Below are 14,911 nucleotides of genomic sequence, written 5' to 3'. Positions count from 1 at the left end.
ATGATGGCAGAGAGGTCACACCCGTTCCCATACCGAACACGGAAGTTAAGCTCTCTAGCGCCGATGGTAGTTGGGACCTTGTCCCTGTGAGAGTAGGACGTCGCCAAGCAATTAAAAACACAAGTCTTTTGACTTGTGTTTTTTTATTTCCCATGAAATAGGTTCGGTTCTGTTAGTAAAAAGGATGAAATATAGTAAGGGATTTTTTGAGCAGAAATAGTAAGAAATTGATAAATAAATGGGTAATCTTCAGAACCATAGCTCCCAAGTAAATCATACCACCAATCTGTTTCGTATCTAGAAATCATACTTAAATTGTAGAGCAATAAATAATGAACAAGAAGTTCAGGTAATACTGGTTTAGGATTTCTCGGGTCAGTTGTAATTGGTAAGTAATAAGCATCAGCAAGATATTCATAGTATAAGGGCGTACTATATATAGGATTCCACGATTGGATAGGAGCTGTAAAAAGCAAATTTGATCCGCTCGTTTTCCCGGGAACATGTTGTACGGATAAATGCTTACAAGTTGATTCAATGTAACGTGAAAATCTTTCTGTAGTCATATGGAGTCGATCTAGTATGTTGACCGAAAAGGAAAGTTCATTTGTATTTGTTGAATCGATTTTATATAAAGTGGCCCCTCTTTGACTATAACGAAATAAATTTTGTAATTCAGGAATATTTCCCATTAAATCTAGCATGTTAAACTTCTCTGCTTCTAAGTGTTTCATGTGAAACAGCTGTTCTGCAATATGAGTAAATAATCCATTTTTTTGCACCTTCACCTCATCTTCTAAAAATTGATACCCTTGTTTTTTTCGTTTACGAGTCGTAACACCATGAGCTAAAACAGTAGTGGATTCTGGATAGTTAGGATCAATAGTTAGTAAGCAGGCTTTAAAAAGTTGGCTCATTCCATAAAACAATAACATTGGCTGAATCGAAAAGGGGGCTACCTTATATAATTCATAATAGTTTTTCCCATGTTCTAAGTAATAAATAAAGGGATAACAATTTTCGAAACTTTTTTTTTCAGCATCTTGTATGGAGGATTTTTCATAGCAACGGGCAAGATAACGTTGTACATTTTGAGATGAAAAGAAGAAACTTAATTGCTGCCAAGTACAATGTGTTTGATGCATATATTACGCTCCTTTTATTATCTAAAAATTCTAACATATATATACGTCCTTGACAGTATTTTAACCAATTGATAAGCTACTAATAATAATTTCTGGTATCATGGGGGGAACAATTATGTGGGAATCTAAATTTGTTAAAGAAGGTTTGACTTTTGATGACGTATTACTTGTACCAGCAAAGTCAGATGTATTACCAAGAGAAGTAAGTGTTAAAACAGTTTTATCTGAAAGCTTACAGTTAAATATCCCGTTAATTAGTGCTGGAATGGATACAGTAACAGAAGCTGATATGGCTATTGCAATGGCTCGTCAAGGCGGTTTGGGAATTATTCATAAAAACATGTCTATTGAACAACAAGCCGAGCAAGTTGATAAAGTAAAACGTTCTGAAAGTGGCGTTATCTCAGATCCGTTCTTTTTAACTCCAGAACATCAAGTGTATGATGCAGAGCATCTTATGGGAAAATACCGTATCTCAGGTGTACCGGTTGTAAATAATTTAGACGAGCGAAAATTAGTTGGTATTATTACAAACCGTGATATGCGTTTTATCCAAGACTACTCAATCAAAATTTCCGACGTAATGACAAAAGAAAAGCTAATTACAGCTCCAGTTGGTACAACGCTCGAAGAAGCTGAAAAGATCCTACAAAAGTATAAAATTGAAAAACTCCCTCTTGTTGATAACAACGGTGTATTACAAGGGCTTATTACAATAAAAGATATTGAAAAAGTAATTGAATTCCCAAATTCTGCAAAAGATAAGCAAGGACGCTTATTAGTTGGGGCAGCGGTTGGTGTAACGGCTGATGCTATGATTCGTATCGACGCATTAGTAAAAGCTAGCGTAGATGCAATCGTACTTGATACAGCTCATGGACATTCTCAAGGTGTTATTGATAAAGTAAAAGAAGTTCGTGCAAAATATCCATCACTAAATATTATCGCTGGAAATGTTGCTACTGCTGAAGCGACGAAGGCATTAATTGAAGCGGGTGCAAATGTAGTTAAAGTTGGTATCGGACCAGGCTCTATCTGTACAACACGCGTTGTAGCTGGTGTTGGTGTACCACAATTAACAGCAGTTTACGATTGTGCAACAGAAGCTCGTAAACACGGCATCCCAGTTATTGCTGATGGTGGTGTTAAGTACTCTGGTGACATGGTAAAAGCTTTAGCAGCAGGAGCACACGTTGTTATGCTAGGTAGTATGTTTGCTGGTGTTGCTGAAAGCCCTGGAGAAACTGAGATTTACCAAGGTCGTCAATTTAAAGTATATCGTGGTATGGGTTCTGTCGGAGCGATGGAAAAAGGAAGTAAAGACCGTTACTTCCAAGAAGGAAATAAAAAACTTGTTCCAGAAGGTATTGAAGGTCGAGTACCATATAAAGGACCTTTAGCAGATACAGTTCATCAATTAGTTGGTGGGTTACGTGCCGGTATGGGATATTGCGGAGCACAGAATTTAGAATTCTTACGTGAGAATGCACAATTCATTCGTATGTCAGGTGCTGGTTTACGTGAAAGCCATCCTCATCACGTACAAATTACAAAAGAGGCTCCAAACTACTCATTATAATGTCTTATATACAAATAGACGGAGATTTGATATCTCTGTCTATTTTTTTTTGATTATGTTAGAATAACGGTTATGTGAGTACATAGATATTGGGGGTAGCAAAAGTGAAAGGTATGTTTTGCAAAAGATTCATTGCGTTAGTAACAATGCTTACACTAGCTTGTAGTATGTTGTTACCATATAGCAATGCATCAGCAGAAACAGGAGCTGCTTTAAACATTGAAGCAGGTGCGGCAATTTTAGTTGAAGCGAATTCTGGGAAAATTTTATATCAAAAGAATGCAGATGAGTTATTATCAATTGCTAGTATGACAAAGATGATGAGTGAATATTTAGTTCATGAAGCAGTGGATAAAGGAAAACTTAAGTGGGATCAAAAAGTTAAGGTTTCTGAATATGCTTATAAAGTGTCACAAGATGCTTCTTTATCAAATGTTGCATTAGAAAATGGTGGCACTTATACAGTAAAAGAGTTATATGAAGCAATGGCAATCTTTTCTGCAAATGGTGCAACAATTGCATTAGCAGAAGCAATTGCAGGTAAAGAAGTAGACTTCGTGAAAATGATGAATGATAAGGCGAAAGAACTAGGGTTGAAAAATTATAAATTTGTCAATTCTACAGGTTTAACGAATAAAGATTTAAAGGGAATGCATCCTGAAGGAACAACAGCGGATGAAGAAAATAAAATGTCTGCAAAGGATGTTGCAATTTTAGCACAACATTTAATTAAAGATTATCCAAAAGTGTTAGATACAGCAAAAATCCCGAAAAAAGAATTCCGTCCAGAAAAAGAGAAATTTGCAATGTCGAACTGGAACTGGATGTTAAAGGGCTTAGTGAAACAATATGATGGCGTAGATGGCCTGAAAACAGGCTCGACTCCAGAAGCAGGGGATTGCTTCACTGGTACGGTTGAAAGAAACGGTATGCGTTTTATTTCTGTAGTTATTAAAACGAGTTCTCATACAGCACGTTTTGATGAAACAAAGAAGCTATATGATTATGGATTTGCTAACTTTGAAATGAAGCAAATGTATAAAAAAGATTCTTCAGTAAAAGGACAAGAAACAGTACGAGTAGAAAATGCTAAAGATAAAGATGTAGCAGTTCAAACAAAACAAGCTGTTTCACTTCCAGTGCCAAAAGGAAGTAAAGATGTTTATAAAACAGAATTAAAAGAAGCAAACAAGGGACAAGAAGCACCTATTAAAAAGGGAGCTGCACTTGGCCAAATGGTAATCACACCAAAAGATGCGAATGACCCTGGATTTTTATCTGGTAAGTCATTACAAATAGATCTTGTAACAACGTCTGCAGTAGAGGAAGCGAATTGGTTTACTCGCTCTATGCGCGGAATAGGTTCTTTCTTTGGTAGTATATGGAATAGTGCTGTTGATACAGTAAAAGGTTGGTTTTAAAAGCTCCTCATTGTAGGGGCTTTTTCTTATTCCTATTTTTCATACCGACTTTATGAAAAAGTAGTAGACAAGCATCTGATAGTTAGTGGTAGAATGTAAGAGTATTCTTAATTTTCGCCTTTAACGGGGAAAAGCAATTCACCTAGGGGGGTTTTTGTAACATGACAAATGTAACAGGGACAGAACGTGTAAAACGTGGAATGGCAGAAATGCAAAAAGGCGGCGTTATTATGGACGTAATTAACGCTGAACAAGCAAAAATTGCAGAAGAGGCAGGCGCAGTTGCCGTTATGGCACTAGAGCGTGTACCAGCAGATATTCGTGCAGCAGGTGGCGTTTCTCGTATGGCAGACCCAACAATCGTTGAGGAAGTTATGGGTGCGGTGTCAATTCCGGTTATGGCAAAATGCCGTATCGGTCACCTTGTAGAAGCGCGTGTATTAGAATCATTAGGGGTAGACTATATCGACGAGAGTGAAGTATTAACTCCTGCCGATGAAGTATACCATTTAAATAAACGTGATTACACAGTTCCGTTTGTATGTGGTTGCCGTGATATCGGAGAAGCTGCACGTCGTATTGCAGAAGGTGCATCTATGCTTCGTACAAAAGGTGAACCAGGAACAGGAAACATTGTAGAGGCAGTGCGTCATATGCGCCAAGTCAATGCAGAAATCCGTCAAGTTGCAAGTCTACGTGAAGATGAGTTAATGACATATGCAAAAAATACTGGTGCTCCTTATGAAGTACTACTTGAAATTAAACGCCTTGGTCGTTTGCCAGTTGTAAACTTCGCAGCAGGTGGTGTAGCAACACCAGCAGATGCGGCGTTAATGATGCAACTTGGTGCGGATGGTGTATTTGTTGGATCTGGTATCTTCAAATCAGAAAATCCAGAGAAATTTGCACGCGCAATCGTTGAAGCGACGACTCATTATGAGGATTACGAACTAATTGCAAGCCTTTCTAAAGGATTAGGTAATGCAATGAAAGGTATCGAAATTTCAACGTTATTACCAGAACAACGCATGCAAGAGCGTGGATGGTAATTGAAGGAGAACTTTAAAATGGTGAAAATCGGTGTGCTAGGTCTTCAAGGTGCAGTTCGTGAGCATATAAAATCAGTTGAAGCAAGTGGTGCAGAAGCTGTTGTTGTAAAGCGTATAGAGCAACTTGAAGAGATTGATGGTCTTATTTTACCAGGCGGTGAAAGTACAACAATGCGCCGTCTTATTGATAAGTATGCTTTCATGGAACCACTTCGTACATTCGCGAAGTCTGGTAAACCAATGTTTGGTACATGTGCAGGTATGATTCTTCTTGCAAAAACACTTATTGGCTATGAAGAAGCACATATTGGTGCTATGGATATTACAGTAGAACGCAATGCGTTCGGACGCCAAAAAGATAGCTTTGAAGTCGCACTTTCAATTAAAGGTGTAGGAGAAGAATTTATGGGTGTATTTATCCGTGCTCCGTATGTTGTAAATGTAGCTGATGATGTTGAAGTACTTTCTACACATGGTGACCGAATGGTAGCAGTAAAACAAAATCAGTTTTTAGCTGCTTCATTCCATCCGGAATTAACGGATGATCATCGTGTCACAGCATACTTTGTAGAAATGGTAAAAGAAGCGAAAATGAAAAAAGTTGTCTAAGTAACTTGCAACTTGTATAAGATTATAGTAAATTGATGGTAACAATTTTATAAAATAAGCGTGTTGATAGGAAGTAGTAACAAATGCCGTTTCTTATAGAGAGTCGATGGTTGGTGGAAATCGATAGAAACAGTTTGTGAATCCATCCTGGAATGGAATGTGGAATATCTTTATGATTAGTAAACATTCCCGGTGAAGAGCCGTTATTTCTACTTGAGAGGAAAGCGGTAATGCTTTCAACTAGGGTGGCAACGCGGGTTAACTCCCGTCCCTTTATATAGGGACGGGAGTTTTTTGTGTTTTATAAAATAAAAGGAGGAGTATATAATGCTTGATATTAAATTTTTACGTACAAATTTTGAAGAAGTAAAAGAAAAGTTACAGCATAGAGGCGAAGATTTAACTGATTTTGGTCGCTTTGAAGAGCTGGATACGAGAAGAAGAGAACTACTTGTTCAAACAGAGGAACTAAAAAGTAAACGTAACGAAGTATCTCAACAAATCTCTGTATTGAAGCGTGAAAAGAAGGATGCAGAAGCTCTAATTCTAGAAATGCGTGAAGTTGGAGAAAAAGTAAAAGATCTTGATAATGAACTTCGTACAGTTGAAGAAGATTTAGAAAGATTAATGTTATCTATTCCAAATATACCTCATGAATCTGCTCCAGTTGGTGAAACAGAAGATGATAATGTAGTAGCACGTACTTGGGGAGAAGTGAAAGAATTTGCTTATGAACCAAAACCACATTGGGATCTTGCTACAGATTTAGGGATTTTAGATTTTGAGCGTGCTGGGAAAGTAACGGGAAGCCGCTTTGTATTCTATAAAGGTGCTGGCGCGAGATTAGAGCGTGCTTTAATTAGCTTTATGCTTGATCTTCATACTGATGATCATGGATATGAAGAAGTATTGCCTCCATATATGGTAAACCGTGCAAGCATGACAGGAACAGGACAGCTTCCGAAGTTTGAAGAAGATGCATTCCGTATTGAAAGTGAAGATTACTTCTTAATTCCAACAGCTGAAGTACCTGTAACGAATATGCACCGTGATGAAATCTTAAATAAAGAGCAATTGCCTATACGATATGCTGCATTTAGCTCTTGTTTCCGTTCTGAAGCAGGTTCAGCTGGCCGTGATACACGTGGCTTAATTCGTCAGCATCAGTTCAATAAAGTAGAGCTTGTAAAGTTCGTAAAACCAGAAGATTCTTATGAAGAGTTAGAAAAACTAACAAATGATGCAGAACGCGTGTTACAATTATTAGAGTTGCCATATCGCGTTATGAGCATGTGCACAGGCGATTTAGGATTTACAGCAGCGAAGAAATACGATATCGAAGTATGGATTCCAAGCTATGGCACATATCGTGAAATTTCTTCTTGTAGTAATTTTGAGGCTTTCCAAGCGAGACGTGCAAATATCCGTTTCCGTCGTGAGCCAAACGGTAAACCAGAACATGTTCATACATTAAATGGATCTGGTCTTGCAATTGGACGTACGGTGGCAGCTATTTTAGAGAACTACCAACAAGAAGATGGTACAATTATAATTCCAGAAGTTCTTCGCCCTTATATGGGAGGAAAAACAGTTATTAAGTAAATTTATAAACATTCATCGGTATGAGTGATTGGTAATTATGAGCGTTGTCAGTACTATAATGTAGGAGAGGAAAAGTAAAATTTTCCTTTCCTCATAATTTATTTTAGTAGGGTTGACTAACTGTTTTTCTTTTGATATTATATTTGATGTCAATATGGAGGTATACCCAAGTCTGGCTGAAGGGATCGGTCTTGAAAACCGACAGGCGGCGAGAGTCGCGCGGGGGTTCGAATCCCTCTACCTCCTCCAGATATAATTGACAACAGCGCATATAAGTGGAGATTGGAGAACTCGTTACCAACACGTAACGAGTTTTTATTTTAAAACCAATCATAAAGTATGGTGTAAGGCGATTTTGTCCTTATTACACACTCATATTCCGATGATTATCTTCATAGATATGAAAGGAGTCAACATGGATCTTATTATACAAACGTTTCCTTTAGATGGAAAAACTTTATATTATGTACAATGTCCTGTCTGTAAGAACAATAGAATTTTAAACAGTGGTGCAAATGTGTCACGCATTATAAGCGATGATACATTCCGTAAACTTTGTGGTTGCACTTGTGATGTAAAGCAAACTGCGACAAAAGTAGAGGCGCCAAAAAAAGTTGAAAAAGCAGCTGTAAAGAAAGAAGCAGCTCCAAAACGTACAGGTAAAGTATTAACAGCAGTGATTAACGGGAAAGAAATGACTGTTAAAGAGATTGCTGAAACATACGATATTAGTACAAGTACTGTTCGTCAGCGTATTAACGCTGGAAAACCTGAGAGTGAAATTATTGCTCCAACAAAGAAGAAGTAATTTAATAGAAAAACCCGTGCATATGCACGGGTTTTTTATTTTACAAGTTTACGTGTTTGTTTTAAAAAATGACCAATTTTTTTAATGATTGGTTCAATGGAATCGCCATCTTTTAAAATATCGTATTCATTAATGTTTAATCGTAAAACAGGACATGCATTAAAGTTATTAATCCAGTTTTCGTAACGGCCATGCATCTCTTTCCAATACTCAATTGGTGTTTGTTGTTCCATCGGACGTCCGCGTTCTTGGATGCGATCAACAATATCATCGAAAGAACCTTCTAAGTAAATTAATAAATCTGGATGAGGGAAGTAAGGAGTCATGACCATAGCTTCAAATAAACCTTTGTATGTTTCATAATCAGTTTCCGTCATTGTACCTTTTTCATGATGCATCTTTGCAAAAATTCCAGTGTCTTCATAGATAGAGCGATCTTGAACAAAGCCGCCACCGTATTCAAAAATTCTTTTTTGTTCTTTAAATCGTTCTGCTAAAAAGTACACTTGCAAGTGGAAGCTCCAGCGTGTGAAATCAGCATAGAACTTGTCCAAATAAGGGTTCGAATCTACCTTTTCAAATGATGTACGATAACCTAAAGCGTTAGCTAATGCAGTTGTCATAGTTGATTTTCCGACACCTACAGTTCCAGCAATAGTAATTACTGCGTCATTTGGTATATCATATTTTTGCCTTAAATTCATTGTTATTTCGACTCCTTTAAGAGAGTATTTTGAAGGGCGGATAGGATGACGTTTAAATCATCAGGATTTTTTACAAAATCCATATCGTCTCCGTTAAATTTTAATACTGGGATATCTGGATGATCCTTTTTAAAAGTAGCCATTGCCGTTTCGTAATCTTTTGTGAGCTGTAGTAAGTAATTTGGATCCATATTTTTTTCGAATTCTCTTCCGCGCATCGCAATTCGTGTTTGTAATGTTTCCAAGCTAGCTGTTAAATAAACGATAACGTTTGGTACAGGCATATCTTGTGTAAGGATACGATAGATTTGCATGTACTTGTCGTATTGAGAATTCTTTAATGTACGGGATGCGAAAATTAAATTTTTAAATATATGATAATCCGCTACTACTGGCTTCCTTTGATTCAAATACTTTATGTTAATATCTTCCAACTGTTTGTATCTATTACAAAGAAAGAACATCTCTGTTTGAAAACTCCATTCGTCGATGTCTTCATAGAATTTTCCTAAAAAAGGATTTTCATCAACAATCTCTTTTAGTAAGTGGAGTTGCATGTGAGTTGAAATTGCCTTCGCAAGTGAGGTTTTTCCAACACCAATTGGTCCTTCAACCGTGATAAATGGTACTCCGGTCACGCTGTTTCCTCCTTTCAATCAGTGATTTACCGTGACTACTAAAAACACAAAACAGAATTATTGTAGCACAAGAGGGAAGCGAGCGGGTTAATTTGATATAAAAAGTTAGAAAATAGATATATGTATTAATTAATTTTTATTTGAGATGACGGTACTATATTTGCTTTTAATGTGGCTTCCATTATTTTTAAAGCATGCAGATTATCCTGATCATGATTAGAGGCAATACAGTCCTGTGGTACATGCAGTGTATAATTTCTCATATGAGCGTCGTTAGCTGTAAAGAGGATACATATATTCCCGGCGACTCCTGTTAATATTAGATTTTCTATTTTTAAATAGCCTAATAAAGAATTTAAAGGTGTTTCATAAAAAGCAGAGTAATGTGGTTTAATAAAAATGTAATCATCAGAATTTGGAGCAATCTTATGAATGATATTTTCACTATACTCATTTGTACAATGAGTAATTAGTTGGTCAATATCAGATCTCCAAAGTTGATAATGGTCATTAACATAAATTATGGGATAGCCAAAGGAGTTCATTGTTTTCTTTAATTGTAAAATGGGGTTTATTATCATTTCGCATTTTTTGGCTAGGGTGGGCCCGTGTGAAAATTGAAAATCATTAATCATATCGATAATGAGTAAGGCAGTATTCTTCATATGTAATCTCCTCTCTTTTTTATTAGGGTGGATTGAATTTGTAAAAGTTATCCCATGTGTAGTAAATGGAAATAAGGTACTTTATTTGTAATGAAAGGACTATGGTATGGAACACGATCAAGATATTTATTTTATGCAGTTAGCAATAGAAGAGGCTAAAAAAGCAGAGGCAATACAAGAAGTACCGATTGGCGCAGTTATAGTGTTAGATGGTGAAGTAATTAGTGTTGCTCATAATTTAAGAGAAACTGAACAAAGATCAATAGCTCACGCTGAGTTGTTGGCTATTGATGAGGCGTGCAAAAAATTAGGGACATGGCGTTTAGAAGATGCGACGTTATATGTAACATTAGAGCCTTGTCCGATGTGTGCGGGTGGAATTGTTTTATCACGAGTGAAGCGAGTTGTATATGGTGCAAGTGATCCGAAAGGTGGATGTGCAGGGACGTTGATGAATCTTTTAACGGATGAACGCTTTAATCATCAATGCGAGGTAGTGGCTGGTGTATTAGAAGAAGAATGTGGTACTTTGTTAACAAACTTTTTTAGAGAGCTTCGTAAAAAAAGAAAAGCGATAAAAAAATTAGAGAAAAGTAACGAGAATTAACGTATTTGCATTTTATAAAAAAACAAGTTATACTGATAATGCCTTTTAATGAAGGCAACCGAATATTGGTTTTAACTTTGCCGTGCTAAGCGGGGAGGTAGCGGTGCCCTATACTCGCAATCCGCTCTAGCGAGGCCGAATCCCTTCTCGAGGTTATGCTGCTGTAAGGTCTGCCTTAAGTAAGTGGTGTTGACGTTTGGGTCCTGCGCAACGGGACCCCGTGAACCTTGTCAGGTCCGGAAGGAAGCAGCAATAAGCGGGTCTTCTCGTGTGCCGCAGGAGTGCCTGAACCGAGCTAACTGCTTGAGTAACGCTTATGGTACGTAATCGACAGAAGGTGCACGGCAGTTATATATGTATACAAAACTCACCTTAATATTAAGGTGGGTTTTTTGTATAGAAAATAACTTTTGGAATCTATAAACAGAATGGGTTATAATAAATGAGATAATAACCTTTGAGGGAGGCCGTATTTTCGTGTCATACCAAGCGTTATACCGAACATGGAGACCGCAAAAATTTGAAGATGTAGTTGGTCAAAAGCACGTGACAAAAACGTTGCAAAATGCCCTTCTTCAAGAGAAAGTTTCACATGCTTATTTATTTTCTGGGCCGAGGGGAACAGGAAAAACGACAATTGCAAAAGTATTTGCAAAAGCAATCAACTGTGAACATGCTCCGGTAGCTGAACCTTGTAATGAATGTCCTTCTTGTTTGGGGATTACACAAGGATCCATTTCAGATGTATTAGAAATTGATGCGGCTTCAAATAACGGTGTAGATGAAATTCGAGATATCAGAGATAAAGTAAAATATGCTCCAAGTGCTGTAGAATATAAAGTATACATTATTGATGAGGTCCACATGCTTTCTATGGGTGCCTTCAATGCGCTTTTAAAAACGTTAGAAGAACCGCCAGGACATGTCATCTTTATTTTGGCGACAACAGAACCGCATAAGATACCGCCTACGATCATTTCGCGTTGCCAACGTTTCGAATTTCGAAAGATATCAGTAAATGATATTGTTGAGAGATTATCGACGGTTGTGACAAATGAAGGTACGCAAGTAGAAGATGAGGCGTTACAAATTGTTGCCCGTGCCGCTGAAGGTGGTATGCGTGATGCGCTTAGTCTTATTGATCAGGCAATATCTTATAGTGATGAAACAGTTACGACAGAAGATGTATTAGCTGTAACAGGTTCTGTTTCTCAGCAATATTTAGGTAACTTAGTAGAATGTATACGTGAAAATGATGTATCAAGAGCATTACGTATCATAGATGAGATGATGGCTAAAGGGAAAGATCCAGTTCGATTTATGGAGGATTTCATTTACTATTATCGCGATATGCTTTTATATCAAACTTCACCACAACTGGAACATATGTTGGAACGGGTAATGGTAGATGAGCAATTCCGGATGTTAAGTGAAGAAATGCAACCGGAAGTAATCTATGAAATCATTCATACTCTTAGTAAGGGACAACAGGAAATGAAGTGGACAAATCATCCGCGAATTTTCTTAGAAGTTGTTATGGTACAGCTGTGTCAACAGTTTATGATGCAAGCAAACGGTGCAGATCGTTTACAAGCAATTATGAATAGGATGCAGCAATTGGAGAAAGAGTTAGAACAAGTTAAAAAGAATGGTGTGCCGGCTGGTGTCCAGCAGGAAGTCAGAGAGACGCGTACAGCACCAAAGCCAGTGCGGACAGGGAGTATGAAGATTCCTGTCGGACGCGTAAATGAAGTATTGAAGCAAGCGAAGCGTCAAGATTTAGAACAATTAAAAGCTGTGTGGGGTGAGTTGTTAGGAAGGCTCAAAGCATACAACAAAGTGGCGTTTGCTGTTTTATTAGAAAATAGCGAACCGGTAGCGGCTTCGGATGATACTTACGTTTTAGCGTTTCAATATGAGATTCACTGTAAAATGGCGAGCGAAAACCGAGAAGCTATGGATACAGTGGAACAGGCCTTGTTTGAATTGCTAAGTAAAAGATTAAATATGATTGCTATTCCAAAAAGTGAATGGGGTAAAATCCGTGAAGATTTTTTACAGCGTGAAGGCGAAGCTTCTGAAGAAAGCCCAGAGAAAAAAGAGGATCCTCTTATAGAAGAGGCAGTAAAATTAGTAGGGCAAGAACTTATTGAAATAAAAGAGTGATAATAATGAGGAGGAATTAATTATGATGCGTGGCGGAATGGGAAATATGAATAACATGATGAAACAAATGCAAAAGATGCAAAAAGATATGGCAAAAGCGCAAGAAGAACTTGGTGAAAAAACAGTTGAAGGTACAGCCGGTGGCGGTATGATCACAGTTATTGCAAATGGTCATAAGCAAATTCTTGAAGTGAAAGTGAAAGAAGAAGTTGTAGATCCAGAGGATATCGAAATGTTACAAGACTTAGTGTTAGCTGCAACAAATGATGCACTTAAAAAAGCTGATGAACTTTCAAATTCTACAATGGGTAAATTTACAAAAGGCTTGAACTTACCGGGTGGAATGTTCTAGGAGGATACTGATATATGCATTATCCAGAACCGATATCGAAATTAATTGATAGTTTTATGAAGTTGCCAGGAATCGGACCGAAAACAGCGGTTCGCTTGGCATTTTTCGTATTAGATATGAAAGAAGATGATGTGTTAGGTTTTGCAAAAGCACTTGTGAATGCGAAGCGAGATTTAGCGTATTGTTCTGTATGCGGGCATATTACTGACCGTGACCCTTGTTATATTTGTAATGATTCACATCGAGATCAATCGGTTGTTTGTGTTGTGCAGGAACCGAAAGATGTAATCGCAATGGAAAAAATGAAAGAGTATCAAGGAGTATATCATGTATTACGTGGTGCGATTTCTCCGATGGAGGGAATTGGACCAGAAGACATTAATATCCCGCAACTCTTAAAGCGACTGCATGATGAAACGGTACAAGAAGTAATATTAGCAACAAACCCTAATATTGAAGGGGAAGCTACAGCGATGTATATATCCCGCCTCTTAAAGCCGACAGGTATTAAAGTAACTCGTATTGCACATGGTCTGCCAGTTGGTGGAGATTTAGAATATGCAGATGAAGTAACACTGTCGAAAGCGTTAGAAGGTCGTAGAGAAGTATAAGAGGAGAAACAAAAATGTTCTTTCAAAAAAAGGGTAAATTGCGTAAAGAGTATGATGATAAGCTAATTGTACTATTAGAAAAGGTAAAGAATGAGTGGTTACGTCAGAAGAGGATGGTGGAACAAAGCGTTGAACCATCTCAAGATGTACTTTGTTCTTTAAAAATAGCAGAGGCGAAATATTTCTTCTTGTTAAAAGAAGCAAAACGTCGTCCTGTAAAAATGGAACAATGGTAAAAGGTTCTGCTGAAAAAGCAGAACCTTTTTTATTTTATTCATTAAACATTTAGTAGTTACTTTGTTTGGAGAAAACAATTAATGGTTTTTATGAAGAAGTGTTACTGAATCAAGGTGAATAAGATAAAACGACTGGAGTTATATGATACATGTTCTTTTTTATCGTCTTGTCCCATACAAATAAGTGTGTATAGGTCATTCATAAGGAGGAAAAAATGAATTCTACAATTATTATTGTTGGTATTCTTACGTTAGTTTTTATTTTCCTTGTTTTTGGTGTTTCTTCTAAGCCATTACGTTTTATCGGAAAAGCGCTTTTTCATATTACTTTGGGAGTAGCATTACTTTTTATCGTAAATATTGTAGGAACATATTTCGATTTTCATATTCCAATTAACTTGGGTACCGCAACAATTACAAGCTTATTAGGTATACCTGGTGCTGCTGCATTAGTGGTTATTAAGCTTTATATCATGCCAAGATAAAAATTATTTTGGCATTTTTTTAAAAAGTGTTGACTAGCAAATGATTAATATGGTAAATTAATAAGCGTCGTCAGGAACGAAAGAAAAAAGTTGTTGACAGATTCAACGCAAAATGTTAAATTGTAAAAGTCGCTGAAACGCGATGTTGAACTTTGAAAACTAAACGAAACAAACAACGTGAAACGTCAATTTTTATTTTTAGATGCTAGACAAACTAACTTTATTGGAGAGTTT

The 14,911-nt window shown here is 37.1% G+C and carries 16 protein-coding genes, 1 tRNA gene, 1 rRNA gene, 1 other RNA gene and 1 other annotated feature; of the genes, 15 read left to right on the top strand and 4 right to left on the bottom strand.

Annotated features, from left to right (window positions below):
- A 5S ribosomal RNA gene (gene rrf / locus ACTFOB_RS26210) occupies window positions 1-109 on the top strand; the annotation flags it as partial.
- 34 nt (window positions 110-143) lie between these two features.
- Here the strand turns inward: rrf and ACTFOB_RS26205 are convergent.
- The gene (locus ACTFOB_RS26205; RefSeq protein ID WP_151631978.1) at window positions 144-1,145 is read right to left on the bottom strand and encodes a YaaC family protein; all 1,002 of its coding nucleotides are present in this window, start codon (window positions 1,143-1,145) and stop codon (window positions 144-146) included.
- Between the two features lie 115 nt (window positions 1,146-1,260).
- Here ACTFOB_RS26205 and guaB point away from each other — a divergent pair, with 115 nt between their 5' ends.
- The 7 genes from guaB to ACTFOB_RS26170 all read left to right on the top strand — a co-directional run bounded on the left by guaB (window position 1,261) and on the right by ACTFOB_RS26170 (window position 8,213).
- On the top strand, window positions 1,261-2,724 hold the full coding sequence (gene guaB / locus ACTFOB_RS26200; protein ID WP_076542839.1) for an IMP dehydrogenase: 1,464 nt from the start codon (window positions 1,261-1,263) through the stop codon (window positions 2,722-2,724).
- A 113-nt stretch (window positions 2,725-2,837) separates the two neighbouring features.
- The gene (dacA, locus tag ACTFOB_RS26195; RefSeq protein WP_440030109.1) at window positions 2,838-4,145 is read left to right on the top strand and encodes a D-alanyl-D-alanine carboxypeptidase DacA; all 1,308 of its coding nucleotides are present in this window, start codon (window positions 2,838-2,840) and stop codon (window positions 4,143-4,145) included.
- A gap of 161 nt (window positions 4,146-4,306) precedes the next feature.
- The gene (gene pdxS / locus ACTFOB_RS26190) at window positions 4,307-5,194 is read left to right on the top strand and encodes a pyridoxal 5'-phosphate synthase lyase subunit PdxS (protein ID WP_000186157.1); all 888 of its coding nucleotides are present in this window, start codon (window positions 4,307-4,309) and stop codon (window positions 5,192-5,194) included.
- Between the two features lie 18 nt (window positions 5,195-5,212).
- On the top strand, window positions 5,213-5,803 hold the full coding sequence (gene pdxT / locus ACTFOB_RS26185) for a pyridoxal 5'-phosphate synthase glutaminase subunit PdxT (RefSeq protein ID WP_440030106.1): 591 nt from the start codon (window positions 5,213-5,215) through the stop codon (window positions 5,801-5,803).
- A gap of 54 nt (window positions 5,804-5,857) precedes the next feature.
- Window positions 5,858-6,079, top strand: a binding site (T-box leader).
- 51 nt (window positions 6,080-6,130) lie between these two features.
- The gene (gene serS, locus ACTFOB_RS26180; RefSeq protein WP_440030104.1) at window positions 6,131-7,405 is read left to right on the top strand and encodes a serine--tRNA ligase; all 1,275 of its coding nucleotides are present in this window, start codon (window positions 6,131-6,133) and stop codon (window positions 7,403-7,405) included.
- A 156-nt stretch (window positions 7,406-7,561) separates the two neighbouring features.
- Window positions 7,562-7,654, top strand: a tRNA-Ser gene (locus tag ACTFOB_RS26175).
- Between the two features lie 166 nt (window positions 7,655-7,820).
- Window positions 7,821-8,213, top strand: coding sequence for a DUF3797 domain-containing protein (locus ACTFOB_RS26170; RefSeq protein ID WP_000364198.1), 393 nt, complete (start codon window positions 7,821-7,823; stop codon window positions 8,211-8,213).
- 35 nt (window positions 8,214-8,248) lie between these two features.
- Here ACTFOB_RS26170 and ACTFOB_RS26165 read toward each other — a convergent pair whose 3' ends face one another.
- The 3 genes from ACTFOB_RS26165 to ACTFOB_RS26155 all read right to left on the bottom strand — a co-directional run bounded on the left by ACTFOB_RS26165 (window position 8,249) and on the right by ACTFOB_RS26155 (window position 10,220).
- Complete coding sequence (locus ACTFOB_RS26165; protein ID WP_440030102.1) at window positions 8,249-8,917, bottom strand: deoxynucleoside kinase; 669 nt, start codon at window positions 8,915-8,917, stop codon at window positions 8,249-8,251.
- A 2-nt stretch (window positions 8,918-8,919) separates the two neighbouring features.
- Window positions 8,920-9,555 (bottom strand): deoxynucleoside kinase, encoded by a 636-nt coding sequence (locus tag ACTFOB_RS26160; RefSeq protein ID WP_440030100.1) that lies wholly within the window; start codon window positions 9,553-9,555, stop codon window positions 8,920-8,922.
- A 125-nt stretch (window positions 9,556-9,680) separates the two neighbouring features.
- On the bottom strand, window positions 9,681-10,220 hold the full coding sequence (locus ACTFOB_RS26155) for an isochorismatase family cysteine hydrolase (protein ID WP_440030098.1): 540 nt from the start codon (window positions 10,218-10,220) through the stop codon (window positions 9,681-9,683).
- Between the two features lie 106 nt (window positions 10,221-10,326).
- Here ACTFOB_RS26155 and tadA point away from each other — a divergent pair, with 106 nt between their 5' ends.
- The 7 genes from tadA (at window position 10,327) to ACTFOB_RS26120 (ending at window position 14,677) form a co-directional block, all read left to right on the top strand.
- Window positions 10,327-10,827 (top strand): tRNA adenosine(34) deaminase TadA, encoded by a 501-nt coding sequence (gene tadA / locus ACTFOB_RS26150; protein WP_002108901.1) that lies wholly within the window; start codon window positions 10,327-10,329, stop codon window positions 10,825-10,827.
- Window positions 10,828-10,907: 80 nt separating this feature from the next.
- An RNA gene (gene ffs / locus ACTFOB_RS26145) (signal recognition particle sRNA large type) lies at window positions 10,908-11,172 on the top strand.
- 132 nt (window positions 11,173-11,304) lie between these two features.
- The gene (dnaX, locus tag ACTFOB_RS26140; RefSeq protein WP_440030097.1) at window positions 11,305-12,993 is read left to right on the top strand and encodes a DNA polymerase III subunit gamma/tau; all 1,689 of its coding nucleotides are present in this window, start codon (window positions 11,305-11,307) and stop codon (window positions 12,991-12,993) included.
- Window positions 12,994-13,018: 25 nt separating this feature from the next.
- Complete coding sequence (locus ACTFOB_RS26135; protein ID WP_170930109.1) at window positions 13,019-13,345, top strand: YbaB/EbfC family nucleoid-associated protein; 327 nt, start codon at window positions 13,019-13,021, stop codon at window positions 13,343-13,345.
- A gap of 14 nt (window positions 13,346-13,359) precedes the next feature.
- On the top strand, window positions 13,360-13,956 hold the full coding sequence (gene recR, locus ACTFOB_RS26130; RefSeq protein WP_000559169.1) for a recombination protein RecR: 597 nt from the start codon (window positions 13,360-13,362) through the stop codon (window positions 13,954-13,956).
- A gap of 14 nt (window positions 13,957-13,970) precedes the next feature.
- Window positions 13,971-14,192, top strand: a complete 222-nt coding sequence (locus tag ACTFOB_RS26125; protein ID WP_000466020.1) for a YaaL family protein — start codon at window positions 13,971-13,973, stop codon at window positions 14,190-14,192.
- Between the two features lie 215 nt (window positions 14,193-14,407).
- Window positions 14,408-14,677 (top strand): pro-sigmaK processing inhibitor BofA family protein, encoded by a 270-nt coding sequence (locus ACTFOB_RS26120; RefSeq protein ID WP_440030095.1) that lies wholly within the window; start codon window positions 14,408-14,410, stop codon window positions 14,675-14,677.
- Window positions 14,678-14,911 lie beyond the last annotated feature (234 nt).

The sequence above is a fragment of the Bacillus cereus group sp. MYBK79-1 genome, assembly GCF_051915365.1.
Lineage (GTDB): Bacteria > Bacillota > Bacilli > Bacillales > Bacillaceae_G > Bacillus_A.
Note: the sequence above shows the minus strand (reverse complement) of the source record. Positions and strands in the feature narration are given on the sequence as shown.

Bases quoted from the DNA above. Each gene is read 5' to 3' on its own strand.
- ACTFOB_RS26205 (WP_151631978.1), bottom strand. From the start codon at position 1,145: ATGCATCAAACACATTGTACTTGGCAGCAATTAAGTTTCTTCTTTTCA.
- guaB (WP_076542839.1), top strand. From the start codon at position 1,261: ATGTGGGAATCTAAATTTGTTAAAGAAGGTTTGACTTTTGATGACGTA.
- dacA (WP_440030109.1), top strand. From the start codon at position 2,838: ATGTTTTGCAAAAGATTCATTGCGTTAGTAACAATGCTTACACTAGCT.
- pdxS (WP_000186157.1), top strand. From the start codon at position 4,307: ATGACAAATGTAACAGGGACAGAACGTGTAAAACGTGGAATGGCAGAA.
- pdxT (WP_440030106.1), top strand. From the start codon at position 5,213: ATGGTGAAAATCGGTGTGCTAGGTCTTCAAGGTGCAGTTCGTGAGCAT.
- serS (WP_440030104.1), top strand. From the start codon at position 6,131: ATGCTTGATATTAAATTTTTACGTACAAATTTTGAAGAAGTAAAAGAA.
- ACTFOB_RS26170 (WP_000364198.1), top strand. From the start codon at position 7,821: ATGGATCTTATTATACAAACGTTTCCTTTAGATGGAAAAACTTTATAT.
- ACTFOB_RS26165 (WP_440030102.1), bottom strand. From the start codon at position 8,917: ATGAATTTAAGGCAAAAATATGATATACCAAATGACGCAGTAATTACT.
- ACTFOB_RS26155 (WP_440030098.1), bottom strand. From the start codon at position 10,220: ATGAAGAATACTGCCTTACTCATTATCGATATGATTAATGATTTTCAA.
- tadA (WP_002108901.1), top strand. From the start codon at position 10,327: ATGGAACACGATCAAGATATTTATTTTATGCAGTTAGCAATAGAAGAG.
- ACTFOB_RS26135 (WP_170930109.1), top strand. From the start codon at position 13,019: ATGCGTGGCGGAATGGGAAATATGAATAACATGATGAAACAAATGCAA.
- recR (WP_000559169.1), top strand. From the start codon at position 13,360: ATGCATTATCCAGAACCGATATCGAAATTAATTGATAGTTTTATGAAG.
- ACTFOB_RS26125 (WP_000466020.1), top strand. From the start codon at position 13,971: ATGTTCTTTCAAAAAAAGGGTAAATTGCGTAAAGAGTATGATGATAAG.
- ACTFOB_RS26120 (WP_440030095.1), top strand. From the start codon at position 14,408: ATGAATTCTACAATTATTATTGTTGGTATTCTTACGTTAGTTTTTATT.